32 protein-coding genes are annotated in these 23,911 nt (G+C 62.5%); 12 read left to right on the top strand and 20 right to left on the bottom strand.

All coding sequences use genetic code 11. From position 1 onward, the window contains the following. Window positions 1–66: 66 nt before the first annotated feature. Together JQ600_RS21235 and JQ600_RS21230 are read right to left on the bottom strand one after the other, a co-directional pair. Window positions 67–447: a hypothetical protein gene (locus tag JQ600_RS21235; protein WP_212389757.1), complete on the bottom strand. Its 381-nt coding sequence runs from the start codon at window positions 445–447 to the stop codon at window positions 67–69. A gap of 95 nt (window positions 448–542) precedes the next feature. Then, complete coding sequence (locus JQ600_RS21230) at window positions 543–2,147, bottom strand: AMP-binding protein (RefSeq protein WP_212389649.1); 1,605 nt, start codon at window positions 2,145–2,147, stop codon at window positions 543–545. Window positions 2,148–2,350: 203 nt separating this feature from the next. Here JQ600_RS21230 and JQ600_RS21225 point away from each other — a divergent pair, with 203 nt between their 5' ends. The 4 genes from JQ600_RS21225 (at window position 2,351) to JQ600_RS21210 (ending at window position 4,292) form a co-directional block, all read left to right on the top strand. After that, window positions 2,351–3,139 carry an SDR family NAD(P)-dependent oxidoreductase gene (locus tag JQ600_RS21225; RefSeq protein ID WP_212490083.1) on the top strand — a complete coding sequence of 263 codons (789 nt, stop codon included), beginning with the start codon at window positions 2,351–2,353 and terminating at the stop codon, window positions 3,137–3,139. 121 nt (window positions 3,140–3,260) lie between these two features. After that, window positions 3,261–3,446 carry a hypothetical protein gene (locus JQ600_RS21220; protein WP_212262152.1) on the top strand — a complete coding sequence of 62 codons (186 nt, stop codon included), beginning with the start codon at window positions 3,261–3,263 and terminating at the stop codon, window positions 3,444–3,446. Window positions 3,447–3,516: 70 nt separating this feature from the next. Continuing rightward, window positions 3,517–3,657, top strand: coding sequence for a hypothetical protein (locus tag JQ600_RS21215; protein ID WP_212262149.1), 141 nt, complete (start codon window positions 3,517–3,519; stop codon window positions 3,655–3,657). A gap of 44 nt (window positions 3,658–3,701) precedes the next feature. Next, window positions 3,702–4,292 carry an NADPH-dependent FMN reductase gene (locus tag JQ600_RS21210; RefSeq protein ID WP_212262147.1) on the top strand — a complete coding sequence of 197 codons (591 nt, stop codon included), beginning with the start codon at window positions 3,702–3,704 and terminating at the stop codon, window positions 4,290–4,292. Window positions 4,293–4,301: 9 nt separating this feature from the next. Here the strand turns inward: JQ600_RS21210 and JQ600_RS21205 are convergent, their stop codons facing one another. The 3 genes from JQ600_RS21205 to JQ600_RS21195 form a co-directional block, all read right to left on the bottom strand. Further along, window positions 4,302–4,478 carry a hypothetical protein gene (locus tag JQ600_RS21205; protein WP_212262144.1) on the bottom strand — a complete coding sequence of 59 codons (177 nt, stop codon included), beginning with the start codon at window positions 4,476–4,478 and terminating at the stop codon, window positions 4,302–4,304. Between the two features lie 8 nt (window positions 4,479–4,486). Continuing rightward, window positions 4,487–4,720 (bottom strand): DUF6894 family protein, encoded by a 234-nt coding sequence (locus tag JQ600_RS21200; RefSeq protein ID WP_212262141.1) that lies wholly within the window; start codon window positions 4,718–4,720, stop codon window positions 4,487–4,489. 405 nt (window positions 4,721–5,125) lie between these two features. After that, entirely contained in the window at window positions 5,126–5,308 is a 183-nt protein-coding gene (locus JQ600_RS21195; RefSeq protein WP_212262138.1) for a hypothetical protein, read from the bottom strand. A 245-nt stretch (window positions 5,309–5,553) separates the two neighbouring features. On the opposite strand from JQ600_RS21195, the gene JQ600_RS21190 reads away from it, so the two are divergent. The 3 genes from JQ600_RS21190 to JQ600_RS21180 all read left to right on the top strand — a co-directional run bounded on the left by JQ600_RS21190 (window position 5,554) and on the right by JQ600_RS21180 (window position 8,222). After that, window positions 5,554–6,960 carry an adenylate/guanylate cyclase domain-containing protein gene (locus JQ600_RS21190; protein ID WP_212389650.1) on the top strand — a complete coding sequence of 469 codons (1,407 nt, stop codon included), beginning with the start codon at window positions 5,554–5,556 and terminating at the stop codon, window positions 6,958–6,960. 28 nt (window positions 6,961–6,988) lie between these two features. Continuing rightward, the gene (locus tag JQ600_RS21185; RefSeq protein ID WP_212389651.1) at window positions 6,989–7,378 is read left to right on the top strand and encodes a cupin domain-containing protein; all 390 of its coding nucleotides are present in this window, start codon (window positions 6,989–6,991) and stop codon (window positions 7,376–7,378) included. A 256-nt stretch (window positions 7,379–7,634) separates the two neighbouring features. Then, window positions 7,635–8,222 carry a septal ring lytic transglycosylase RlpA family protein gene (locus JQ600_RS21180; RefSeq protein WP_409363314.1) on the top strand — a complete coding sequence of 196 codons (588 nt, stop codon included), beginning with the start codon at window positions 7,635–7,637 and terminating at the stop codon, window positions 8,220–8,222. A gap of 27 nt (window positions 8,223–8,249) precedes the next feature. On the opposite strand, the gene JQ600_RS21175 is transcribed toward JQ600_RS21180, so the two are convergent. From JQ600_RS21175 to JQ600_RS21165, 3 genes are read right to left on the bottom strand one after another with little or no spacing between them, the layout of a single operon-like run. Further along, on the bottom strand, window positions 8,250–8,825 hold the full coding sequence (locus JQ600_RS21175) for a histidine phosphatase family protein (RefSeq protein WP_212262130.1): 576 nt from the start codon (window positions 8,823–8,825) through the stop codon (window positions 8,250–8,252). A 13-nt stretch (window positions 8,826–8,838) separates the two neighbouring features. Beyond that, window positions 8,839–9,327: a DUF6644 family protein gene (locus JQ600_RS21170; RefSeq protein ID WP_212262127.1), complete on the bottom strand. Its 489-nt coding sequence runs from the start codon at window positions 9,325–9,327 to the stop codon at window positions 8,839–8,841. A gap of 6 nt (window positions 9,328–9,333) precedes the next feature. After that, the gene (locus JQ600_RS21165; protein WP_212389653.1) at window positions 9,334–9,690 is read right to left on the bottom strand and encodes a DUF6152 family protein; all 357 of its coding nucleotides are present in this window, start codon (window positions 9,688–9,690) and stop codon (window positions 9,334–9,336) included. Window positions 9,691–9,905: 215 nt separating this feature from the next. Between JQ600_RS21165 and JQ600_RS21160 the strand changes: the two genes are divergently transcribed. Together JQ600_RS21160 and JQ600_RS36935 are read left to right on the top strand one after the other, a co-directional pair. Continuing rightward, window positions 9,906–10,970: an AI-2E family transporter gene (locus tag JQ600_RS21160; protein ID WP_212389654.1), complete on the top strand. Its 1,065-nt coding sequence runs from the start codon at window positions 9,906–9,908 to the stop codon at window positions 10,968–10,970. A 382-nt stretch (window positions 10,971–11,352) separates the two neighbouring features. Beyond that, window positions 11,353–11,646 (top strand): hypothetical protein, encoded by a 294-nt coding sequence (locus tag JQ600_RS36935; protein WP_249135996.1) that lies wholly within the window; start codon window positions 11,353–11,355, stop codon window positions 11,644–11,646. 33 nt (window positions 11,647–11,679) lie between these two features. Here JQ600_RS36935 and JQ600_RS36930 read toward each other — a convergent pair whose 3' ends face one another. Further along, window positions 11,680–11,859 (bottom strand): hypothetical protein, encoded by a 180-nt coding sequence (locus JQ600_RS36930; protein ID WP_249135995.1) that lies wholly within the window; start codon window positions 11,857–11,859, stop codon window positions 11,680–11,682. Between the two features lie 61 nt (window positions 11,860–11,920). On the opposite strand from JQ600_RS36930, the gene JQ600_RS36925 reads away from it, so the two are divergent. Then, window positions 11,921–12,364, top strand: coding sequence for a hypothetical protein (locus JQ600_RS36925; RefSeq protein WP_249135994.1), 444 nt, complete (start codon window positions 11,921–11,923; stop codon window positions 12,362–12,364). A gap of 13 nt (window positions 12,365–12,377) precedes the next feature. Here JQ600_RS36925 and JQ600_RS21150 read toward each other — a convergent pair whose 3' ends face one another. The 8 genes from JQ600_RS21150 to JQ600_RS21115 form a co-directional block, all read right to left on the bottom strand. Beyond that, window positions 12,378–13,289 carry a ketopantoate reductase family protein gene (locus tag JQ600_RS21150; protein WP_212389655.1) on the bottom strand — a complete coding sequence of 304 codons (912 nt, stop codon included), beginning with the start codon at window positions 13,287–13,289 and terminating at the stop codon, window positions 12,378–12,380. A 7-nt stretch (window positions 13,290–13,296) separates the two neighbouring features. Beyond that, window positions 13,297–13,899 carry a pyridoxamine 5'-phosphate oxidase family protein gene (locus tag JQ600_RS21145; protein WP_212389656.1) on the bottom strand — a complete coding sequence of 201 codons (603 nt, stop codon included), beginning with the start codon at window positions 13,897–13,899 and terminating at the stop codon, window positions 13,297–13,299. 38 nt (window positions 13,900–13,937) lie between these two features. Then, the gene (locus JQ600_RS21140; protein WP_212490080.1) at window positions 13,938–15,020 is read right to left on the bottom strand and encodes a helix-turn-helix transcriptional regulator; all 1,083 of its coding nucleotides are present in this window, start codon (window positions 15,018–15,020) and stop codon (window positions 13,938–13,940) included. 113 nt (window positions 15,021–15,133) lie between these two features. Then, a complete protein-coding gene (gene hisC, locus JQ600_RS21135; RefSeq protein WP_212262106.1) occupies window positions 15,134–16,198 on the bottom strand; it encodes a histidinol-phosphate transaminase in 1,065 nt (354 codons plus the stop codon). A gap of 116 nt (window positions 16,199–16,314) precedes the next feature. Then, window positions 16,315–16,467, bottom strand: a complete 153-nt coding sequence (locus tag JQ600_RS21130) for a bacteriocin (RefSeq protein ID WP_212262103.1) — start codon at window positions 16,465–16,467, stop codon at window positions 16,315–16,317. 252 nt (window positions 16,468–16,719) lie between these two features. Then, window positions 16,720–17,574: a pyridoxal kinase PdxY gene (gene pdxY / locus JQ600_RS21125; protein ID WP_212389658.1), complete on the bottom strand. Its 855-nt coding sequence runs from the start codon at window positions 17,572–17,574 to the stop codon at window positions 16,720–16,722. Between the two features lie 260 nt (window positions 17,575–17,834). Continuing rightward, window positions 17,835–18,179, bottom strand: a complete 345-nt coding sequence (locus JQ600_RS21120) for a tRNA-binding protein (protein WP_212262097.1) — start codon at window positions 18,177–18,179, stop codon at window positions 17,835–17,837. 143 nt (window positions 18,180–18,322) lie between these two features. Then, the gene (locus JQ600_RS21115; RefSeq protein WP_212262094.1) at window positions 18,323–18,622 is read right to left on the bottom strand and encodes a hypothetical protein; all 300 of its coding nucleotides are present in this window, start codon (window positions 18,620–18,622) and stop codon (window positions 18,323–18,325) included. Between the two features lie 151 nt (window positions 18,623–18,773). Between JQ600_RS21115 and JQ600_RS21110 the strand changes: the two genes are divergently transcribed. After that, complete coding sequence (locus tag JQ600_RS21110; RefSeq protein ID WP_212389659.1) at window positions 18,774–19,835, top strand: dipeptidase; 1,062 nt, start codon at window positions 18,774–18,776, stop codon at window positions 19,833–19,835. A 706-nt stretch (window positions 19,836–20,541) separates the two neighbouring features. On the opposite strand, the gene JQ600_RS21105 is transcribed toward JQ600_RS21110, so the two are convergent. The 3 genes from JQ600_RS21105 to JQ600_RS21095 form a co-directional block, all read right to left on the bottom strand. Further along, complete coding sequence (locus JQ600_RS21105; RefSeq protein WP_212389660.1) at window positions 20,542–21,159, bottom strand: GyrI-like domain-containing protein; 618 nt, start codon at window positions 21,157–21,159, stop codon at window positions 20,542–20,544. 216 nt (window positions 21,160–21,375) lie between these two features. After that, window positions 21,376–21,591 carry a hypothetical protein gene (locus tag JQ600_RS21100; protein WP_212389661.1) on the bottom strand — a complete coding sequence of 72 codons (216 nt, stop codon included), beginning with the start codon at window positions 21,589–21,591 and terminating at the stop codon, window positions 21,376–21,378. Between the two features lie 249 nt (window positions 21,592–21,840). Then, the gene (locus tag JQ600_RS21095) at window positions 21,841–22,725 is read right to left on the bottom strand and encodes a hypothetical protein (protein WP_312011025.1); all 885 of its coding nucleotides are present in this window, start codon (window positions 22,723–22,725) and stop codon (window positions 21,841–21,843) included. A gap of 289 nt (window positions 22,726–23,014) precedes the next feature. On the opposite strand from JQ600_RS21095, the gene JQ600_RS21090 reads away from it, so the two are divergent. Further along, a complete protein-coding gene (locus JQ600_RS21090) occupies window positions 23,015–23,284 on the top strand; it encodes a hypothetical protein (RefSeq protein ID WP_212262083.1) in 270 nt (89 codons plus the stop codon). Window positions 23,285–23,911 lie beyond the last annotated feature (627 nt).

Below are 23,911 nucleotides of genomic sequence, written 5' to 3'. Positions count from 1 at the left end.
CGGATAAGCGTCATGCGCCAGCCAGTTCGGTGAATCAGGCCGCGCCACCGTCGTGCAAAACGGGCGCTAGTTCTTGGCGCGGATGAAGCCTGCAAGCCTGCCCTTCTGGGTCTCGCACCAGGTCGTCATGCCGACGCGCCTCTGGTCGAGGTCCGTCGTCCTCGTCGCGATGGCGACCTCCTGCAAGAGCAGGTCATCGGGGCGCTCACCCATTTTTCCGCCGGTATGCACGTATGCAATGGCCTTTCGGACTTGCTCGGTGGTGCCATCCGGCTGCTGCATCTCCTGGGCCTTCTGCACCAGATCCTGATACACGACATCCGTGCCGGGGCATTCCACCTTGGCCGCGAACGCCTGCAACACCATCGTCACATATTCCGAGCGAGGGCCGGCATGCGCCGTCGTCGCAACGAGAACCAAACCAACTAGCAACGCAGCACCGCGCATCATGACCTCCCTGGCACTTTCCTTAGGCTTTTCCGGTTTTGGGGAGGCTAGCGCCGACGGCAGCCCGGCACAACCTTCGGAAAGCATCTGGCGCATCAAAGCGCCGTCAACTCGCCCTTTGCCCAGATCTCGCGCAACTTGAACTTCTGGATCTTGCCGGAGCCCGTCAGTGGAAACGCCTCGACCACGAACCAGTGTTTTGGCGTCTTGTGCGGGGCCAGCGAGGCCCGCATGTAGGCCGACAGTTCCTCCTTGTCGATCACGGCACCCTGCGCCGGGCGGATGAAGGCGGCGACTTCCTCGCCCCATTTTTCGTGCGGCAGTCCGACCACGGCGATCTCGCTGATCTTGGGATGGCGGAACAGCAGTTCCTCGAGTTCGCGCGGATAGATGTTCTCGCCGCCGCGGATGATCATGTCCTTGAGCCGGCCCTCGACGGTGCAGTAGCCGCGGGCGTCCATCGCGCAGAGGTCGCCGGTGTGCAGCCAGCCATCGGCGTCGATGGAAGCGGCCGTGGCGTCCGGCATTTCGAAATAGCCGAGCATGACGTGGTAGCCGCGCGTGCAGAACTCGCCGATCTCGCCGATCGGCACGGTCTGGCCGGTGTCGGGATTGACGATCTTGTTCTCCATGTTCGGCAGCGGCAGGCCGATGGTGCCGGCCTTGTCCTCGATGGTGTCTGACGTCTTGGTCATCGCCGCCACCGGCGAGCATTCGGTCTGGCCGAACACGATGGTGAAGGGTGCGCCGAGTTCTTTTTCGAACCGCGTCACCAGTGCGGCCGGCACGGTCGAACCGCCCGAGCAGATTGCCTTGACCGACGACAGGTCTGTCGTGGCGAAGGAGGGATGTTCCAGCATCGCCACCAGCATGGTGGGAACGCCGACCATGGCGTTGCCGCGATAGGTCGCAAACATTTCCAGCACGAGGCCAGGCTCGAACGCTTCGATCAGCACCTGGGTTGCCGCGCGCGACACCGCGCCGAGCACGCAGCAGACGCATCCGCCGGTGTGGAAGAGCGGCATCGTGGTGACGAATACGTCGCCGGGCTCGACCCCCATCTGCACGGCGGTATCGGCGCCGTTATTGGCAAGCCCGCGGTGATGCAGCAGCGCGCCCTTTGGGAATCCGGTGGTGCCTGACGTGTACTGGATCATGACCGGATCGGTCGGCTTGACGTCCGGCAGCGCGATACTGTGGTCGTCGCCGGCGGCGATGAAGGTAGCCCAGTCGTCAAACGAGATGATCTCGCGCAATTCCGGGCAGCGGGCTGCGACCTCCCGCACCGTTTCCAGCATCGGATTGCCGCGGAACGCCGGCACCACGAAGACGCCGGCCGCGCGGGACTGCTTCAGTACATATTCGACCTCGTTGGCCCGAAAACCCGGATTGACGGTGACCAGCACCATCCCGGCCATCGCGGCGCCGAACTCCATCATCACCCATTCCGGCAGATTATACGCCCAGACGGCGACCCGCTCGCCCGGCTTGAAGCGGCGGAGCAGGGCGCGCGCCGTGCGCTGCGCCTCGGTGTGAAGCTCCGCATAAGTCCATTGCCGGCGCGCCGCGGGATCGGGGACACCCGCAATCAGCGCGAGCCGGTCCGGCGCCGACTGCGCGGCCTGCTCCAGCAACTGGCCGAGCGTGACGTCGCGGACGGTGGTGGAAACACCCGCGACGTGAGATTCCTTCAAGGCCATTGTCTCTCCCATGGGGTCTTTGCCGGTATGATGCCGATTTGCGGCAATTGACCGGACTATGGCATCCGCCGCTTGTGTTTTGCAGCCGGGTTCCGAAAGAAATTGTGGTTCTTTCCGGTTGATACGGTTCGTTTCGCTGGGCGTATTGGCGCAGACCGGTGCGCCGACTTATGCTTGACCGCGATACCGTCTGGGAGAACGCCATGAGCCTGCTCGGCAATCCATTCGACCCCGCACGCGAGGCGGCGCTGGTGACCGGCGCCGGCAACGGCATTGGCCGGGCCATCGCGCAGGCGCTGGTCGGCGAGGGCGTGCGGACCGTATTCGCTGATATCAGCAAGGAGCGCGTCGCGGCTGCGATCAAGGCTTTGCCACGGCCGGAACTGGCCGTGCCGTGGGTCGGCGATCTCGCCAGCGCCGCCGCGCGAGAAACGCTGCTGAAGGACGCGCAATCCGCCGTCGGGCGGGTGACCCATTTCGTGCACAGCGCCTCGCCGCCGCGGCGCGAGGCGGATCATGCCATGGCCGTCAGCACTGAGACCTGGGCGCAGATGCATGCGGTCAATCTCGAGGCCGGCTTTCACCTTTCGCGCGAACTGGCGCGGGGGCTGATCGCGGCGAAACAGCCCGGCTCGTTCCTGCTGCTGACCTCGCTGCATTCAGGCACGCCGCGCAATCTGCCGCATTATTCGACCGCAAAGGCCGGGATGGCGATGCTGGTGAAGGAGCTCGCAAAAACGTTCGGCCGCTACGGCATCCGCGTCAACGCGCTGGTGCCCGGCGCGATTGCCGCCGGCGGTTTTGTTGCCGATCCGTCGCTGGCAAAACACATTCCGCTCGGCCGTCTCGGGGATGCCAGCGACCTCGCGCCGCTGGCGCTGGCGGTGCTCTCGAACCGGGTGTCGGCCTATGTGACGGGCTCGGCGATCACAATCGATGGCGGCTTGTCGCTGACCAACTGGTTTGAGCCGCCGGAGCTCGGAGAAATGTGAGGCGGAACCCGGATGAGGAGTGCCCGGCGTGGAACGAGCGGGCCGGTTCGGCGGTTCTCACAACAGGCCGCAGCCCTACAGGGGAACCGGTTCCTGCGGCGCCAACCTCAGGGAGCGCGACATGACATCCGAGATGCAAATCCACACCATCGCGCGGCAGATGCTCGAGAAGCATGGCCCGGCGGCGATTGCCCAGGCTGCGCAGAATGCGGTTGCCTGCGAGCGGAAGGGCGAGGCCGACGAGGCCAGCGAGTGGCGCCATATCGAGGACGCCATGAAGATGATGCGAGGACCGCATCAGAGCTGACGGTGTCCCGGCGTTCGGTCCCGGAGGATGACGGCAGTGAACCCTTTTCCATCCACCGCGACCAAAGGGCATGGAAAACATAGCTCAATACATCGGCGTGACGCTGATACTCGGCGTCTTCGTCTGGGGCATGATCGGCTTCTATCGCGGCCTGTCGATGCCCAGGAATGAGCATCGTCTGGATCGCACGGGCGATACCTGGTTGAGCTGAGCCCGATAGCGAACCCCCGGCGGCCGTGTTAGCCTGCCGCCACAATGACCCATCGCATTCTGGTCCTCTACGGCTCCTATCGCTCTGACCGCATGGGCATCCGTCTCGCTCAGTTCATCGTCGAAGGCTTGCGCGGCCGCGGCGACGATGTCGAGCTGATCGACGCCAAGGCGGTCGGCCTGCCAATGCTGGACCGGATGTACAAGGAGCATCCGAAAGGCCAGGCGCCGGCGGTGCTCGAAGAGCTCGCCGGAAAGATCCGCGGTGCCGATGGCTTTGTCTTCATCACCGGCGAATACAATTGGGGCATGCAGCCCGGCCTCAAGAACCTCACCGACCATTTTCTCGAGGAGTGGTTCTGGCGCCCGGCCGCCATCGTCAGCTATTCGGCCGGCCGTCTCTCCGGTGCCCGCGCCGCTACCGCCTGGCACGGCACGCTCTCCGAGATGGGCATGGTGGTGATCTCTTCCACGATCGGGGTCGGGCCGATCGCGCAAACCCTCTCAGACGACGGCAAGCCGACCGGCGAGGCCGGCAAGGCGCTGGAGCGGGCGTTCCCCCGCTTTGCGGATGATCTGGCGTGGTGGGTGGAAGCGGCAAAGGCGCAGCGGGCGAAGAAGGCGCCTCCGTATTGAGCCGCTAAGTCAGATCGCAGCAGCGGCTGCCGCGCCATGCTTGGCGTACCATTTCGGCCCCCGGCCGCGCATGTAATGCCGCTCGGGCCGGTAGCTGTCGAACGCGCGGTCAATCAGGCGATACCACCCCGTGACGATTCGGTCGAGGCGGTGGAACAGCGGCCTGGTGATTTGCGCGGTGCTCATGACAATGCTCAGTTCGGCTTGCCGAGAACGGACGAGAAGGAGAGCTCGAAGATCTCGTCGTCGAAATCGTCGCTGACATGCACGACCCAGTCGCGCCAGTCTTCCGCGCTTTCTTCCATGATCAGCGATCGCACCACGCAGGCGGCGCGGTCGCGCGCCTCGGCGAGGTTGCTCACGACAGCGCCGAACTGATCGACGCGAACTTCGCGGGAGCTGGAGCAGTGGAAATAGACCTGGGCCATGTCGGTCTCCTTCACCAAGCGAATCGAATCTGTGTCTCAAAGTAACAGCGGCGGATTCCGCTGGATATTCCGGTAGAATCCCGACGGGGAATTACGGGCATGTCCCGCAACGTGACAGCAAACCTACCTGGACGAATCGTGCGGTTCCGTGATTCACATCACTCTGATTCTGTTAACGTTCGATTAACCAAACTCGCGCAGGATTTCCGCCATGGGATCGCAGCGGAACCGGATTCGAGCCGGCAGTTGCAAGAGAGGCCGGTGGCGTAACGCCCGCCGGCCTTTTCTCTTTGTGGCACGTGATCGACTTCCGGTTCGAGCTTCAAGCAAGCGTGATTGCTGATCCCCTCCAGGGATTCGCTCACGCAGGGATGACGGAGGCATAGCGGAGGAGCAGGCGATGACTTACGCCCGCGAATTGCGCGCAAACGTCATGCTGATCTCGGAGCGCGTCTTGCTGACGTTGGAGAGGATCTCGCCCATCAGCTTCAGGTTGGCCATCATCTCCTGGATCAAGAACCCGCCCGCCACGCGTTCGAGCTGCTCGGCGGTAAGCTCCTGCGCCTTAGTATCACGATCGTGCGTCATGGCGGTCTCCTGTGGGTTGGCCGTAAGTGGATTGCATCCGCGTGCATAGGTTGGCCTGGCGGCGCGGACCCGGCCGTGATCCGGATCACGTTCTGGCGGAATCCGGCTTTTGCTTCCCCCTCGTTGAGCTTCACCGAGGCAGGTCGCTGGTTGGGTTACTTTCGGCGGACAAGTCGCTTAGTTGTGTATGCAAGGGGATCGCTTAGCGGGTGTTCGCGTCGCCTTCTTTCAGGTAGCATCGGCGCATGAGCGAAACCGATACCTTGTTTGCCGCCCTGCGCCAGTCGGCCGACGAAACCATCGTGGACACGTTCGAGCGCATGGTGCGGGACGCGCCGGACCATGCCCTGAACAAAATGAACGCATTGGAGATCGCAACCAAAGAGGGCCTCGACGAGGAGCGGGTCATCGCAACACTTTTGAATGCGGTCGGGCTCGGCATGTTCGAGATGACATGGAACGTGATGTGCCCGAGTTGTGCCGGGGTGCTTTCCGCCAATAAGAGCCTGAAGACGCTCAATAGCGCGCAGTACAATTGCGCGTTCTGCGCCGCGGGCTATGAGACGACGCTCGACAATCTGGTCGAGGTGACCTTCACGGTGAGCCCGCGTGTGCGCAAGATCGCGGCCCATAGTCCTGACGAATTGTCGGCGGCCGAATATTATCACCAGATATTCTGGAGTTCGGCGATCGATCTTCCCGGCGACGTCGAGAAGCTGCTGGGGGAGGTCACGCTTGAAATGGTCGACTTGCCGCCGGGCGAAAGGGCCATCCTTTCGCTGCAGGCGCCGGAAGGCACGTTGATCGTGTTCGATCCCGTGACGCACGCGGCCCAGTTCATCGAGGTCAAGGGCGAGGAGACCGGCGAGCGCCAAAATCTGTCCGTGATGTTCAACAAGGTCCAGGTTCCCGTCGATACCGTCGCCTTGCGCCCCGGGCCGCTGCGGCTGGCGCTGGAAAACCGTACCGACGGCCGCGTGTTGCCGGCGGTATGGGTGGCGAACGCGGCGCTGGACGCCATCCTGACGCGACGCAAGCCCGTGCTCACGGCAACGCGCCTCCTCACCAACCAGACTTTTCGCGACATCTATCGGACCGATACGCTCGCGATCGGCCAGAGGCTCAAGATTCTGAGCCTGACGTTCTTGTTCAGCGACCTCCGGGGCTCCACTGAACTCTATGAACGCGTTGGCGACCTCACGGCCTTCGATCTCGTCAACGAGCATTTCAGGCTGTTGCAGGAGATCATCGCGTCCGAACGGGGCGCCGTCGTCAAGACCATTGGCGATGCCGTGATGGCGACCTTCGAGACGCCGGACCGCGCCATTGCCGCGGCGATCCGCATGCGCGAGGCGATGAGCGACCTTGGCGCCGAGCGGCAGCATCAGAGCCTGAGCTTGAAGATGGGTATCCATGAAGGGTCGTGCCTCGCGGTAACGCTCAATGCCCAGCAGGACTATTTCGGCCAGACGGTGAACATCGCCTCGCGGGTCCAGGGCCTTGCGGCGTCACGCTCGATCGTGGTGACGGAGCAGGTGGTGGAGAACGCGAAAGCCCGATCTTTGCTTGAGACCAAGGGGCTCAAGCCAACACCCAGAAGCGTGGCGTTGAGCGGGATTGCGGACAAGGTGTCGGTCTACGAGATATCCTGATTAGGATTGGCAACACGGAGACGAAGCCATGAACAAGCCCGTGCCCGTCAACCCGCCCGAACTGCGTTCGACCTTCGTTGCGGCATCTTCGATGCCCTGGCAGCCAACGGACTTCGACGGAATTCAGATGAAGATCCTCTACAAGGACGACGAAGGGCGCTCGACCATCCTGTTCAAGATGGCGCCCGGCGCGGTCGTGCCGCTGCACGAGCATACCGCGCTCGAACAGACCTTTATGCTGGAGGGATCGCTGGAAGATGCGGAGGGCAGCTGCGGCGCGGGTGACTTCGTGTGGCGGCCCGGCGGCAACATCCATGTCGCGCATTCGCCCAACGGGGCGACTTTCCTCTCCGTTTTCAATCGGCCGAACCGCTTTTTCGATGGCAGCAAGTTTTTCACGTCGGACGAGCGGAAGTAGGACAGGGTAGGGCGGTAGAGCCGAACGAGAAATCCGCCGTCAGCGGTCATCCAAGGCGGCGGATTACGCTAGCGCTGATCCCACATCCCGCCTGCGACACCCACGAGAGCTGTGACCCAATCACCACACCCCAACGGAATTGCGCTGGCGGGGCGGGGTCTGACGTTTTCCGGCCCCGGTTCCGCCCCGATTGGATTCGGACGATGGGCCGTGCTGGTTTTCGGCTTGGGCTGGGGCGCAAGTTGGGGATCGCAACATGTCCATCGACCGCGCTGCTACTTCGAACGTCGACATCGGAACGAACCGCACTCAACGCAAGGCGCCGCCTTGGATGCCGGCCGCGGGGAAGGTTATGCGGCTGCTTGCCGTTGGCGTGGCAGCGGCATCGCTGGCGGCCTGCTCGCAGACCTCGGGCGTCAGCCAGAAATCTGAATTGCGCGCCAGCCGGGTGGCGTCGCTGGACCACGATCGAATGTCATCGCCCATGATCAAGAGGCGCGTGGCGGCGACAAGAAAGCACACCCGGTTCGCGTCGCGCAAAGATGCAGGCAAACCCAAGACGACGGCCTCGCATGGGGTGGCGAGTTTCTACACCGAGGGCACCAAGACCGCGAGCGGTGAAAGATTCAACACGATGGACATGACCGCGGCGCATCCGACATTGCCGTTCGGCACCAAGCTGCGCGTGACGGATGTCTCGAGCGGCAAGTCCGTCACGGTGCGGGTCAATGACCGCGGTCCCTACGTTCCGGGGCGTGTGGTCGACGTCTCCTATTCCGCGGCCGACGCGCTCGGAATGGTCGGAAAGGGCCTCACCAATGTCAAACTCGACGTGGTGCAGTAGGGGACAGGGACAGGCTGTCGCTGCACGTCAATCGAGCAGCAGGCGGCCGACAGGCTCGCTGCGGTCGGCGCTTCCGCTTCGGACCACCACGATCTCACCGCTTGCCGGCGAGATCGTGGTGAGGGCCAGGATGTTCGCGCCGTGCGTCACGACCAGAAGGTTGCCACGGCCGGTCCATTTGCCGATCACCGCGCGGGCACCGGCGGTCAAAGCCGCTGTCTGATCGCGCAGCACGACCACATTGCCGAATGTCGGTGCGGCTTCGACCGGTCCCAGTTCCAGCAGGGTTGCCGTGTCCATGCAGCGACACCATGGCGAGGTGAGGATTTGATCGACCGCGATCCCCTCCGACTTGAGCCGCGCGCCGATCCTTCTCGCGTCGGCGCGGCCCTTGGCGCTGAGATTGCGCTGGGTGGCGCAGTCATCGATCCGGAAGCCCGGCGGATCGCCGACGCCACCCGGCGCATCGGCATGGCGCATCAGTGCGACATGCCCGCCCGCACGCAAGGCGGACCAGGCCGCGGCATCGTCGGCGCGCGCGATGTCCGCCGCGGCGGCAAGGGCGAGGACGAGGGCGACGATGGCGAAACCGTTGCGGCGCATGGCGGCGACCTTCTCAAAGATAGGCGATCAGACGCCCGGCGCAGACGGCGCCGAGCCACAGCAGCAGCGACAGCAGCGCAGTAACCTTGGCGCCAGAAGGTGCTTCATCGCGCCAGAGCGCCACGCGCCGCCACGGGCCGGCATGGGCGATCACGACGTTGACCAGGGCGGCTGCGATCAGCAACAGCTTGGCCTGGAAAGCCGGGTTGCGCACCACGTGCGACGCGTCCGCGCTGAACAGCAGGAAGCCCATGCTGATCGCCAGCAGAAAACCGATGCGTGACAACGGCAGCAGCAATTTCGCCATCGGCGCGATCGGGATTGCGCGCCCCCATCCGAGTAGCCTCAAATCGAGTGCCAGGATCGATCCCACCAGCACGACGAAGCCGAGGATATGCAGGATTTCGACCGCGGGATAAAGCGCGGGCGACGAGCGCATCAGATGACCCAGCGCGCTTTCCTGCAAGGCCAGGAAGATCGACGCGGCGGGTTGCTGTTCCACGCGGGCTTATCGCAATTCGATGCGCTTGCCGTCGAGAACGACGTATTCGATGCGCGCTTCGTCCGGCTTGCTGGTATGGGGATAGCCGAACACGGTGCAGGTCTTGCCGGGCGCGATGAGGTCCGCGGTGATGCCGCGCGCCTGCATGCGCGAAGGCGGCGCCAGCACGAAATGCCAGTGCTTGCCGTCGACCTCCATCTCGATCTCGCAGTGCGGGTTCTCGAAGGTCGATTTCAGGATCTTGCCGGTCACGGTGAACGATTTCGAGGTGTCGTATCCGCCCCAGCCGTGATGGGCGGCCGCAGCGCCTGGCGCAAGGGCAGCCGCTATCAAGAGGAACAGGCGTCGGGTGATTGTTGTCATGACGGCCTCTGCACGATGGAGGACAACACCGATCCGCGCCGGATTCATAGCGGGTTTTGCATGACCATTCAAATGATCCGGAATAATGCACGTCGCCAATCAGGGCGCCCGAGGAGGCAACGATTGAGCCCGTCAAAAGTTCTATACGTGAAGTTCGAGGAGTGCCGTCCGGTTCATTGCCGCGGCAGTGCGGCAAAGCCACAAGGAGACCGGCGGTGCGCAGGATTGAGGACCAAGGTTTTCTGCTGTTGCTGCTCGTGGTCAGCATCGCGTTTGGCTGGATTCTGAAACCATTTTACGGCGCCATTCTCTGGGCCACCGCCGCAGCGGTCATTTTCGCGCCGCTCAATCGGAAACTGGTGGCGCGGACGGGCGGGCGATCGGGGATCGCTGCCCTGGTTACGGTCCTGATCATCATCGCAATGGTCATTTTACCGCTGGCCATGATCGCGGCCTCTTTGACGCAGGAAGCCTCCAATCTTTACGCCAAGGTCCAGTCCGGCGAGTACGACTTCGCCCGCTACGTTCAGCGGATATTCGATGCCCTGCCGGCCTGGGCAACGGGTCTGCTTGATCGCTTCAACCTGAACAATCTCCCGGCGGTTCGCGACTGGCTGGCATCCGGCGCGGTGAAGGGTGGACAGGTCCTGGCCCCGCAGGCGCTCAGCATCGGCATGAACACTTTCGACTTCATGATTGGCCTCGGCATCATGCTCTATCTTTTGTTTTTTCTGTTGCGCGATGGCCAAGGGCTGGCTGAACGGATCAAGCGGATCGTTCCCCTTCGCGCAGATCAAAAGACGGCACTCTTCGGCAGATTCGCCGATGTCGTCCGCGCGACGGTGAAAGGTGGCATCCTGGTTGCCATCGCCCAGGGCACGCTTGGCGGGCTGGCGTTCTGGTTTCTGGGGATTCACGCGCCGCTTTTATGGGCGGTGTTGATGGCCTTCCTGTCCCTTCTGCCGGCCATCGGATCCGGCCTGGTGTGGGTGCCCGTTGCAATTTACCTGTTGGCAAGCGGCGCCGTGTGGCAGGGCGTTGCCCTGATCGTGTACGGAGTGCTCGTCATTGGACTGGTGGACAATCTTCTCCGTCCATTCCTGATCGGGAAGGATGCCAAGCTGCCAGACTATGTCGTGCTGATTTCCACGCTGGGCGGCATTGAAGTGTTCGGCTTGAATGGCTTTGTGATCGGCCCGGTGATTGCAGCGATGTTCATGGTGACCTGGGAGAGTTTCTCCACCTCCCGGCAGGGCAACGCCGCCGGGGCTACGGGCTAACTCGCCAATTGGCCGCTTGCTGGCCGTTGTCACAGTTCTGTCATGGTCCTTGCTTGGCAGCATACGGGCTATGGAGAATTTTATCGATAGTGGATCGTTCGATGCGTCGACGTCAGTTCTTTAGGCTATATCTGTATGGATATATCGAGCTCTAGGCTATATTTTACTGGATATATCGAGCCGTGCGTCGAACAACGTGCGAGTTCCCAAAGGTTCCCGTGAACAGAATATTAGGATCAACCAGCGATGGAAAGTTCCATCGGCGCACTTGAAATTGCAACTTAAGGTTTTTTTAAAGCGCTCTCCCTCAAATCGCGGCCAGGTGTCTACACAACCAGATCGATCTCGCGTCGGTCTGTCGCCGCCTGCATTGCATCGGGTGATGACGATGCCGGGCACTGTCCTGGAGTCGCAATTCATGAACTTCCCTGCAGCGCTCATCTCCGCAGGTCTGGGCGCAGCATTCCTGGCGGCCGAGCTCACCTTCTATTATCAGCCTGCCTGGATCAATCCCGACTACGCATTGGGCTTGATCTTCTCCATGCGCCATTCGAAAGCGCGCACCGCAGTCTCGCGTTTGCTGATCAACCCGCAGTCGGCGGAATTCAGCACGCTGCGCTCGGTGGAGGAAAACGCCGCGAAATATGTTTGCGGCGCCGTCAAGGCCAAGGATTAAATCCGGAAAATATGTCGACTTCCGCAGCTTCGTTTACACCGTGGCGACGGACTCTGCCCGCATCGATGACGATGGTTCGATCTCGCATAGGCACGGCGCGTTCAGGGCTTGCCCGATCTCGCCGGAAGACAAGGCGTCGCCCAACGGGCAATCGATGGTGAAAGCCATTGAGAAGGTCGTCCCGTCCGTCGTCTCCTCGGCCATGTCGTCCATCGGGACACAAATGCCGTCGGGAGGCGGGTCCGGAGGGTCACTGGAACAACAGGTTGGCCACATGGCCAACCAGATGACGGGAGGCCCGCTGCCGGCAAGCTCGTCGGGCTCAGGAAGCTTTTCCGGTTCCGCAAGCTCTTCCGGCTCGGCCTCAAAGTCCGGTTCGGCGGGACAACAGGCCAAGTCGTCCCCCAACGCCGTGCTCGACAGCGAGAGCGCCTGGAGCAGCGACCGGCCGCCGGACGCATGGCCGATATTTCCGCTGGATCACCCGCTGGCGCGGTCGGCGCCGAAACGGACCACGGGCCAGGCGATCGCGCTCGCAAAAAAGATCGAGGACCGCTGGGAGCAAGCGAAATCCGGTAACGCGAAGGCCCGTCCTTCATCCGACGAAATCCAGGAAGCCTGCCGCGCGCTGCTTACGGTCAGTCCGAAAGACAGCAAGTTTCCGAAGGCGTGGGCCGCCTTCGTACGTTTACGAAAAATCGACCGCGAGGCGGCTTGACGTTACCTGCATGCTACGTCCGTCTCCCGGACAATTCCTTGCCGCGCTCCGCCAGTTTCACCATCACCTGCAGCGCCTGATTGGTCGGCGTGGGAATGCCGAGTTCAGCGCCCTTGCGCACCACATAGCCGTTGAGAAAGTCGATCTCGCTGGGCTTGCCGCGCGCCAGATCCTGCGCGGTGGAGGACATCTGGTTCGGCATGTTGGCGGGAATCTTCATGATGTGCCCGGTGATGTCGTCTGGGATCGCGACCCCGCTGGCACGGGCGACCGCGATCGCCTCCTGAACCGCGCGGGCGACGACATCCCTGGTGCCATCGACTTCCAGCATCGGTCCGTAGGAAATGCCGGCCACGGCGGACAGCGCGTTGAAGGCGCAGTTGATGATCAGCTTGCTCCACAGCGTGACTTCGATGTCGTGCGATATCGTAACGCCGACGCCGGCGGCTTGCAGCGTTTGCGCCAGCGCTTCGCTGGCTGCCGAGGCGCCGATCGCAAGATCGCCGCCGCCGTGATGCCGGACATGGCCGGGACCGGCCATCTCGCTGCCGACATAGACGACGACGGGAATTACGGCGTGGCCGGTGATGGCGGCGAGGCGCGGCGCGTTGTCGACGCCGTTCTGCAGGCTGAGCACGGAGGTTTCCGGCCGCAAGCGACCGGCCAGCGACCGGCCGGCCTGCTCGGTATCGGCCGACTTGACGCACACCAGCACCAGATCCGGGGAGGCGAGGGCGCCAGCGTCGGTTGCGGCTTTGGCGGGCAAATGTCCCTTGAACGCCTTGGTGTCGAGCAGCAGGCCGTTCGCGTTGATGGCGTCGACATGCGGCTGCCGGCCGATGAACGTCACCTCATGTCCGGCCCGCAGCAGCAATCCTCCATAATAGCAACCGACCGCTCCGGCGCCGACGACCGCGACTTGCATGCTGTTCCTAGCCCTTGAAGGTGGGCTGGAGTGGATGCACGTAATCCTTAAAACTGTCAAAGCCCTTCCACACCGGTTCGGGCGCCTCATATCCGGCGCGCGGCGCGTAAACCGAGGGATCGTTGAGCTGCATGTCCGGGATGTAGCGCGGACAATTCGGAAAGATCACGCGCGCGGCGACCCGGACGATCAGCTGCGCGCCGACGGTGCTGGCGAGCAGCGGATCTGCGCGGCTGACGGTTGCCGTGCCGTTGACACGCAGGCGCTGCGGCCTGCCATGCATGGCGATGAACAACAGGCCGACATCGGCGTTCACCAGAATATTGCCGAGGCTCTTGAACATGCCATTGCCGTCGTAATCGGGGAAAGCGAGTTCGGACGGCCCGGTGACGGCTACGAAGCCCGGCATGCCGCCCTTGAACGAGCAATCGGGCCGGCCCTCGGCGTCGGCGGTTGCCAGGAAGAAGTACGGCTGGTTCTCGATGAACACCCGGTCATCAGGTGTGAATTCCTCGCGGGAAAATTCCTCCAGACGGTCGGAAATCCGGCGGCTGTCGAACTGATCCTGCAGCCGGCGATTGCCCTCGTGAAACATGACGGTATCGGTCATCGCTTGCCTCCTCGGTCACAGGGCGGTCGGACAGGTGCTTACAGCAGCTTTGCCAGCACCGCGACCAGCTCGGCCTGCCGGTGCACGCCGGTCTTGGCGAAGATGCTCTTGAGCTGGCTCCGCGCGGTCTCCTTTCCGATCCCGAATTGATCGGCGACGTTTTCCAGGGACTCGCCGAGCGCCAGCTGGGTCGCGAGCCTGGCTTCCGCCTGGGTCAGGTGAAACACCGTTCGCAAGTTCGTTGCCGGCGTTGGAGACCGGCTATCGGGATCGATCAGAATGACCATGGCCTGGCAATCGGCCAGTGCATTGGCGGTCGAATTCGAGAGTCTCGCCGGGTACGCAAGCAGCGGCCGGCCGGTCGCACGAGGCAACGCGACCGGCGCGGAAAGTCCGCCGGTCGGACGCCACAGCAAATTGTGAAGGGCGCGGTTCAGGGCCGTCGTCGCCCGCGTATCTCTTGCGGTCAGCTGGCCGTTTACGATCCTGATATCATCCACCAGAAGGCGTTCGGCCGACGCATTGGCCTTGAATACATGGCCATGGCGGTTGATCAGGACCACCGCCGTGCCGCTCATTTCAAAAGCTTCCAGCGCGCCGGCGGCGGCGGAAGCGCTGAGCGCGCGGGCGATCGCGGCGCCGGTCGAAAGCCGGCTCGAGATCCGCGCCAGTTCGTCCTTTTCGTCCGCCGAAAAGGGTCCCTGATCGATCGTTCGCTGCAGCGCCACGGCCCAAAGGTCATCGCCGCAAGCAACCTTGATACCGGCATACCAGCGCAGGCCGTGCGGTGCGAGGAACTCCTGGTAGTAGGGATGTTTGGCGATCTCATCGGCGCTGTGGCCGTCGAAATCGTCGGCGACCCCGCGCTGCGTCAGGGTCGGGACGGTGCGCATTCGCTCATCCTGCGAGTGCCAACCGTCCCGGAAATAGTCTTCCATCACTCTGGAAACGTTTTCGGTATAGGGGACATTCGGGAGGGCATCGCCCGACAGGGGCAGCATGACGGCCCCAAAGCTCCCGGTGGCCGAGGCCACGGAAGTCAGCGCCTGGACCCAACGCGTAGGATCAAGGCCGGCTTCGGCAAATTCCTGTTCGGCGGGGCCGAAATTCCACGCTGGCAAGGGTTCTCCCGGTCGCAAGCTAGAATCTGAAGCTGCTCAGAAATACGCCGGGGTCACTGGGAAGGCAACAACCAGCCCAAATTTGCGGCGCTAACCTTACCCCGAGCGGATGCCTAGGCGCTACCCAGGATGTCGGACAGCGCGGACAACAACCGGTCGGTTTGCCCGTCGGTGCCGACGGTGATCCGCAGATAGTCTGATATCCGGGGCGCTGCAAAATGGCGGACGATGACCGCGCGCTGGCGCAGCGCCGCGGCCAACGCCGCGCCCTGATGCGCCGGATGACGCGCGAACACGAAGTTGGCGGAGGACGGCAGCACGTCGAAGCCAAGCCGTGCCAAGCCTTGGGTAAGCCGCTCGCGGCCTTCGATCACGCTTGCGCGGCTCTTCTGAAACCAGGCTTCGTCCTCCAGTGCGGCGATGGCGCCGGCCTGGGCGGGGCGGCCGAGTGGATAGGAGTTGAAGCTGTCCTTTACCCGCGTCAGCGCCTCGATCAGGCCGGCGTCGCCGATCGCATAGCCGACGCGCAAGCCCGCGAGCGCCCGCGATTTCGACATGGTTTGAACGACCAGCAGGTTCGGGTGCGAAGCGACCAGCGGGATCGCAGTCTCGGCGCCGAAATCGACATAGGCCTCGTCGATCACAACGGGCGCGTCGGGATGTTGCTCCAGCAAGGAAGCGATCTCGGCCCGCGACAGCGCCACTCCGGTCGGCGCATTAGGATTGGGCACGATGATCGCGCCGGCGGTGCGGCGATAATCGGCGAGCCGGATCCGCATGGCCTCATCGAGCGGCACGGCCTCATAGGCGATGCCGAACAGGCGGCAATAGACCGGGTAGAAGCTGTAGGTGATGTCGGGGAATAGCAGCGGCGCATCGTGCTTCAGGAGGGCAGCGAAGGCGTGGGCCAGCACCTCGTCCGAGCCGTTGCCGACGAACACCTGCTCGGGGCGCACCTTGTGGTAGGCGGCGAGGGCCGCGCACAGCGCGGACGCCTGCGGGTCAGGATAGAGGCGCAAGCTATCGGCGGCCTCGCGATGGATTGCCTCCAGCACGCGCGGGGAAGGGCCCAGCGGGCTTTCATTGGTGTTGAGCTTGACCAGATCCGCGATGCGGGGCTGTTCGCCCGGCACATAGGGTTTCAGGTCGTGCGTCAGGCGGCTCCAGAAACGGCTCATTTATTCTCCAGCGAGCAGAGAGCGAGTAGGTCGGATTAGCGAAGCGTAATCCGCCATCTTGGATAATCCAAAAACGGCGGATTACGCTATCGCTAATCCGTCCCACAGCGTCAGGCTCACTTCAAATTGGCGAACATTATCTTGACTGCGAGGATCTGTTCGTACTGCGCCTTGGTCACCTGAACGCGTGCCTTGCCACCCGACACGGCGTTGAGTTCTTTGTCGGAAAGCGCATCGGTCTGAGCGGTCTGGGCGTTATCGACTTTCATGGCATTCCTCCCTCTGGCAGGTGGGGCGCGACCACCGCGACCCTTTCTGTGATCTGGAGCATGTCTCGCGCCGAACGCGAGTTCCGTGACTCACATCACGCCTGAGCTTTTGAGGTTTGAACCTGATGACGATCTCCAGCGATGTCGTCATTCCGGGATGGTCCGCAGGACCAGACCTCAGGGGCGCAATTGCGCCCCGGGGAATCTCGAGATTCCGGGTTCGATGCTTTGCATCGCCCCGGAATGACGCTATCAACTGCGCACCGCGACCGCCTCGAACCGCCGCTTCGGGTGGACGAGCAGCTCCGCGGTCTCGACAATCCGCATTTCCTCCGTCCCGCGCGCCGCGGTGCGCTCCAGCACGGCTGATATGGCCGACGCCGCGTGGCCGAGCGCTTCCGGTGTGGCTTTGTTCTGAACGCGCGCGGAGGTGAACAGCGCGGCGAACAGGTCGCCGGTGCCGTTCGGGCTGATGGGAACTTTCGGCGTGCGCACGCGCCAGGCGTTTGACGGCTCGATGGCGAGGGTCTCGATCTCGCCGTCAGGCGTATCAGACAATTCGGCCGACGTGACGACGACCGTCGATGGACCGTGCGCCATCAGCGCGCGCGCTGCTTCGATCATTTGATCCGACGTGGAGGCCTTCGCCCCGCACAGCCATTCGAACTCGAAATGATTGGGGGTGATGATGTCGGCGAGGCCGCACAGCCGGTCGCGCACCAGCGGCGGGATGTCGGCTTTCACGAACAGGCCGCGGTCGCGATCGCCGAGCACGGGATCGCAGACATAGCAGAGGGCCGGGTTGCGGGCCTTGGCGCGCGCGACGAAGTCGGCGACGACAGCGGCATTGTCAGCCGAGCCGAGATAGCCGGACAGGATCATCTGACAGGTGTCGACCGCCCCGCGCTCCTCGATCCCGAGCAGGAGATCGGCGACCAATTGCGCCTCCAGCACCCGGCCGCGGATGGTTGGATAGCCCGGCCGGTTGCTCAGCAACGTCGTCGGCACCGCAATGACGTCGATGCCATGCATCTGCATCGGAAACACCGCGGCAGAGTTGCCGACATGGCCGTAAGCGACCTGGGACTGGATGGAGATGACGGTCATGGCATTGAATGTAGCCCGGATGAAGCGCAGCGCAATCCGGGATTGCGCAGGGTGGAGACGGTCCCCACGTCATTGCGAGGCATCGGGCGCGCATTCGCGCGATCCGGTGGCTCGCAATGACGGCGCATATACGTCCGCCTTCTCGCGGCGCGAAGCGTCCGAGGTTTGGTAGCCGGACCCTCCGTAACAGAGGAGAGCGCAGCGAAAGCCGGGTCAGCGCGCCGCGCTGCCGCATGCGTTCGCGCCGGCGTAAAATTTGGTCAAAAGACCGGCTCGCCGATCGCCACCTCGCTGCGCGGGCCGAGGACGATCACGCTGCCTCCGGCGTCCTTTGCGCCGAGGATCAGCAGTTCGGATGTGAAGCCCGCGATGTTCTTCGCACCCAGATTGCAGACGCAGACGACCAGCGAGCCGAGCAGGGCTGCGGGCTCATAGTTCGTGATCTGCGCGCTCGACCACATGATCCTGTCAGCGCCGACGTCGACGCCGACCTTGAAGGAGGGATTGCGCGCGCGGGGGAACGGCTGGATATCCACGACCTTGCCGATCCGGATGTCGAGACGGGCGAAATCGTCGTAAGTGGCCGGGGCTTTCAGAGGGGACATGTCTTGCGTATGGCACATTAGCGATGTCATCGGAAGTGAGTTGCGCAGGCAACCGACCGATGGACGTCTCGCGCAAGGCGGTGAGGCGCGGCGGATTAGCCGAAGACGTAATCCGCCGTTTTCGTATGAGCCCAGACGGCGGATTACGCCTTCGGCTCAATCCGCCCTCCAGGTTTCTTCGAAATTCTGATCGACACGGAGCCGCGGCGCATGTCAGTGATCCCTGACGATCTGAGAAATGCGCGCCGCTGGACGAAACCCTCATCGGGGTCTGCTGTAATACAGCCGTCCTGCAGCACATCGTCGAGGAATACGCGGACATCATAACCGTCCGCGATCAGCGCCAAATGATTGCGGTAGCCCGGATCGAACATCACTGACGATACACGGCCGAGGAAATGCTGTTGTACACAGCGGCGGAGTTCAAATGCGTCCGCGGTCATCACGCGTTGCTCCGAATCGATGCGTGATGCTGGCTGAATAATGCTGTAGCCGCGGAATTGTTCCTCAATAGAGGTTGCACACGGACCGGTTCTGCGGAAAATTGCAGACGATCTCGCAACTCGCGATATCTGTCACGGGCGCCGGTAAACAATGACCACCAACATTTCCATCTTCGACGGCCATAACGATGTCCTGCTGCGTCTTTACAAGTCGGCTTCCGGCGACGTGGTGTCCGATTTCCTTGATGGCGAAGACGCCGGCCATATCGACCTGAAAAAGGCCAGGGCAGGAACTTTCGTCGGCGGTCTGTTCGCGATGTACTCGCCATCGCCAGGCAACTTTGCGTCGCTCAGCAAGCAGATGACGGGCGGACAGTATGCGGTGCCGCTTCCTGATCCGCTTCCCATCGAAGAGGCACGGAAATCCGTCGCCGGTGAGCTGGCGATCCTGATGCGGGTTGTCAGGGGATCGCAGGGCGCCGTGGCGCTTTGCAAGACGACCGCCGAGATCCATTCGGCGATCGAGCGCGGAGCGCTGGCGGTGGTGCTTCATCTGGAAGGCGCCGAAGCCATCGACGGTGATCTGCATTTTCTGGAGGTGCTGTACGCGGCGGGCCTGCGCTCGCTGGGACCGGTCTGGAGCCGTAACAACATTTTTGGTCATGGCGTCCCGTTCCAGTTTCCCGGCGGGCCGGATATCGGCGACGGCCTGACCGCTGCCGGCGAAAAGCTCGTTGGCGCCTGCAACGAAATGAAGATCCTCGTCGACCTCTCGCACATCACCGAAAAGGGCTTTTGGGATGTCGCGCGCCTCTCCAAAGCGCCGCTGGTCGCGACGCACTCCAACGCGCATGCGTTGTGCCCTTCGCCGAGAAACCTTACCGACCGGCAATTGGCAGCGATCCGCGATTCCGCCGGCATGGTCGGTCTCAACTTCGCGACCTGCTTTCTTCGCCCTGACGGCAGCATGATCGCGGATACGGATGTCGAACTGATGGTGCGTCAGCTCGACTATCTCATCGACAAGCTCGGCGAGGACCACGTCGGATTTGGATCGGATTTCGACGGCGCAACCGTGCCGGCGAAAATCGGCTCGGCGGCCGGGCTGCCCGTGCTCATCGGGGCTCTCCGGCAAAGCGGATACTCCGAGCCGCTGTTGAAGAAGCTGGGCTCGACCAATTGGCTCAATCTGCTCGAACGCACGATTGGCTGAAACCGGGAGCCGTCGCTCTCCTGGCGACCACGCCTGCCGCCCGCGGCGAGCTTCGGCTGACACGTCTCTCTTTGCGCTCGCGCGTTCCTCGGAAAATTCGGGGTACTCCGAAAGAGTAGCTGTTGTTCGCGCAGTTTTGGAATGCGGACCTGCTTCAGGCGCGCGAACTTCACTTCTGGGGCGGACCCGTGTTTCCAGAGCCAGCCCTTGGCGAACCGCCCCACGATCCGTTATTCGAGATCGGGGTGATAAAATCCCTGTGCAGGGCGGTTGGTCTGTTGGCGCCATTGAACAACACGGTAACGCCCGTGTTGCTATGGCTCACTTCGACAACGATCCCAGTCTGCCCGGCCAGTTCCGGGCATCGAGCGGCTCCGAGTTCACTCATCTTAAAACGAGTGCCGGCGACCAATCTGGTGGTTTCCTGATCCATCCCTGAAGCTATTCAATAGTGAAAAGGTCTTTCCGGCTAAAATGCAATGATGCCAACTGGTTATAATAATTAATTGCGCGACTCAGGCAGCGGCTAATTTAAGTACGTTCCAGGTTCGGTCGTCTGTCCGATATCCGACATTACGGGGGCAGCTGCCACTTTTTCCCGGGAATCCGTATGAAGCGAGCGACCTCGAAACCGGGAAACCCGGGGCGTGTACGGCGCTAATTAATATTGGTCGCAGGCTGCGTTCTTTTGGTTCAAAGGGCGGCCTCAGCCAGCGCTTCTGACCGGTTGCCGCAGGATCGTCTTGAGCTTTTCCGGCGGCGTCCGGCGTGCATCGCTCAGATAGATCTCGTGATGAGGCCCTGCAAACGTCATCCCCATCGCAGGCATGATCTCGTGGTGAAGCCTGGCGAGCACCGGGCCTTCGTCGTCATAGCTGCCGACATGCAGCGTCTGCAGGCATCGCCCTTCGTCCAACGGCTCGAGGCGCAGCGAGACGGGAGGCTCTCCGAGCTTGTCCCGCGACCTTGCAAGGGCAGCCTCGTACAGGGGCCGCTCGACGAAGTCGGGCACCATGATCATCATCGTCCATTGCCACAGATGCTTCCGCCGCCCGACAAAATCGTCGGGATTGTCGGCCCACCAAAGGCCTTCGAGCGGCGGAACCACGTAGTCTTTTCCCGATGTGCTCTTGCTGGCAAATTTCATCGCGTAGCTCAGCGAATACAGCCACTCGATGGCGCGCTGATAGGCTGGATCACGATTGGGGTCGCCTTCGCCGTTGATCTTGACGAATTGCATGGCAGGCATGTTGATGGTGGCAAAGCTGCCTTTAGGCGCGCTGTAGAATGTTGCGAGCTGCTTCTTGAAATCGATCTTGTCCACGTTCGTCACGGTTCGCTGGATGCTGCGCTGTGCCGCGTTCCGGTCCAATCCGCCTGCGGTGGCGCGATCCGCCGCTTGAGACACGTAGCGGCGGATTGCGCACCGCGAATCCGCCGTGCAGGCTGGGAATGGTTGGCAGGCATGTCGCCAACGTCAAGCGCGACGTGGTGCGCTAGCAGGCGAGGGCGCCTCTCATCCGAGAGGCGGCGCATTGCATCATGCTTCGTCTTTGGGCACGTATTTGCCCGCGATGCATTTGTATCTCTGTAGTTTCCATTGGTGATACGGACCCTTGGCGAGCCAATCGGCAATGCCGATTTGCGCATTGACCATACAGGCGGTCATGGTGATGCCCGACTGCTCACTGTTGGTGACGACTTTCTCCAGGCATAGCTGGCCGTTGCAGAGAACGGCGACAAGAGTAACGAGCATGGCGTCCTTCGTTGATAGGAAATTCCCGGTCAACTAACTCCATGCAGGCTTCATGCCATGATTCTGCATGTTCCGTACGCAGCCAAAGGCTTTCCCGGTAGTACTACGGGCGCGCGAAACCAAACGCCGTAAGCGCGCTATTCGGTGGGAGATTAGCGCAACGGGTCCGTCAAATGCGCGGCCCGATAACAGGCTCCGGCGTAATGCGCCGCTTTAGAAAAATACGTAACGGCAGATTACGCCTACGGCTCACGGGCTGCGAGGCGACCATGGCCATGACACTGACGGTTGCGGTTTTTTGGCTTGCGGCCGCACCGGGGGCGCTGCCGGCTTTTGCGACTGGGCGACATTGGCTGATTGCCGCGGACGCGGCAGTGGTGTTCCGGGCATCACCTTTGGCTCTTCAGGGATCATCTTTGGCTCTTCGGACATCGCCTTTGGCTCTTCGGGCAGCGCATTTAACTCTGAAGCGCTGGCGATGATGCGGGCGAGTTGTTGCTGGCTTGCGTTGACGCGATCGGTCAGCGTCTGGCTTTCGCGCGCCATCTGGATCTGGCTCGCTCTGAGCTGGTCGATGACAGCGTTGTTGCGCGCTATTTCTTCCCGGCCCGCCGCGAGCTGGCTCGTGAGATTTTCATTGTCGCGGACCAATTGTTCTTGCCTCACCTTGAGGTGTTCGAGTGATTGCCTCAAGGCCGCGAGATCGCGCGCCATCGGTTGGAGTTGCTGCTCCAATCCGGCGGACGCGGCAACAGCAGCCGGTGCGGCGTCTTTCGGCGCAGCGGCTTCCGGTGCCGCCTGTGCCAAAGCTATCGGAGCTGAGGGGGCCGTCATCGCCGTATCAGGGGAGGATGACCACCACCAGGCGACGACACCAATGCATGCTGCCAACAGGCAACCGGCGACAGCCACATGGCGCCAATCCGCCAATCGAGGCTTCGCTGCTGGCGGGGCGCTCGACGTCTTCATGCTGGGCGGCGGGGCCGAAGCACTAAATCCCGCTTCGCGCGCCAGGTTCGAAAGCTGCTCCTCCAGGCTCGCGATCTGCCCTTCGGCGAGCCTGTCGCTCATTGTGGAATTCATTTGGTGCTCCGTATCAAATGCAATGGCACCCGCCTGAAAGTGGATCCGCACATCTGCGTTTTAACGCAGCCGAGGAGGCGGAACTATGTTCACGGCCGGAGAACTACGGAAGGAACTCTGACCCTTTGCGCGCGCTGCATTCATCGCCAGCTCGCGTAGCCCGCCGCGAAAGTTCCAGCGAACCTTCACGGCGTCTCGTGCGACCAACGCGCGGTTCAGCATTCCATGATCACCATCATCACATTCTTGTATCACGTTTTTGTGCGTCGCACCATTGAACCATTGCAGCGCAATAAACGACTACTAGATCCGCATTCCAAGCCATCGAAGGAGAATTGCCGTGAAGAAGATTACCCTGTCCGTCGCTGCCGCCGCCATGTTCGCGATCACGGCCGCTGGCGGCGCTGTCGCAGCCGAGTTGCCGTCTTATGAACGGTCAGGCTTGCCGGTCTCGGCCGTGCAGCTTCAGGTGCTCGGCGTTGAGGGCGTCCAGGAAGCGTCACCCGTTGCCACATCGGTCACGGCAGTTCAGCTCAGCGTCCTGACACCGCGGAGCAAGATCACGACCGCCCAAGGCCGCACCGAAACCGTCGGCCGCGCCATTCAGTGAGGACAAATGCTTGATCGGCGCTTCAACTGGCGCCGATGCACGAGCACCTTGTCGCGTTTGCAAGAAGCCCGCGATGTCGTCGCGGGCTTTTTTCGTGATGAGGGCGTACAAATGCGAAGCAACGTGTTGTTAGGAATTGACCCGCACTGATTTGCGCGACTCCGATTCGTTCCTTGCGAACAAACTGGAGTCGGATGGAGAACAAAGCCGCCTTGGCTGATCCATGCTGCGTAGGGGCTGGGCAGTAGGGCGCCTTTGTTGTGGCGATCATGACAACGATAGTCCATGCGTCCGCGATCTCGCGGCGTGAAGCGTCCGAGTTTTGCGACTTGCTGACCTCCTGAAGCGAGGAGGGCAGGAAAAGCCGGGTGCGCGCTGCACCCGCGGTCTCGTGCTAGAAACAACTAAGTGTACAAGATCGCTTCCCTTGCCGCGATCAATCGTTGCAGCCATCATGTCGAAACCAGTGCCGACGGCTGGGCCGATGATATCAGGCTCTCCGACATTGAGCCTGACTTCCTCTGTACCGCCTGCGGCAAGCGCGCGGCGCGGAAGTGGGACCGGTGTTTTCGCAGGCCATCCCCTTGTCAGATCGAACAGCGCCGGGATCGCTGCGGCGAACAACAA

Source organism: Bradyrhizobium sp. AUGA SZCCT0176 (genome assembly GCF_018130145.1).
In the GTDB taxonomy this organism is placed as follows: Bacteria; Pseudomonadota; Alphaproteobacteria; order Rhizobiales; family Xanthobacteraceae; genus Bradyrhizobium.
Note: the sequence above shows the minus strand (reverse complement) of the source record. Positions and strands in the feature narration are given on the sequence as shown.